1 pseudogene is annotated in these 353 nt (G+C 56.7%); it reads left to right on the plus strand.

Annotation, left to right across the window (positions count from 1 at the left end):
- Positions 1-353 (plus strand): annotated as a pseudogene (locus tag KDM89_RS20655) (methionine synthase); the annotation flags it as partial.

The following is a 353-nucleotide window of genomic DNA, read 5'->3' on the forward strand; positions in this document are numbered from 1 at the left end:
CGATCCGCATTTCCGCATGATGAAGATCCCGCTGCTGATCGGCGGCGCCACCACCAGCCGCGCCCATACTGCCGTCAAGATAGCGCCGAATTATGAAGGTCCGGTCGTGTATGTACCGGATGCCTCGCGCTCCGTATCAGTCGCGCAATCGCTGCTGACCCCGGAAAGCCGCGAGCAATACATCACCGAACTCGGCAGCGATTACGAACGTATCCGGATTCAGCATGCGAATAAAAAAACCACGCCTATGCTGACGCTGGAACAGGCACGCGCCAATAAGATGCGGGTTTCATTCAGCGGCGCGGAAGCACCGGTGAAACCGAAATTCATCGGCCGCCGTGTATTTAAAAATG

The organism is Cognatundibacterium luofuense, from assembly GCF_018139685.1.
In the GTDB taxonomy this organism is placed as follows: Bacteria; Pseudomonadota; Gammaproteobacteria; order Burkholderiales; family Burkholderiaceae_D; genus Undibacterium; species Undibacterium luofuense.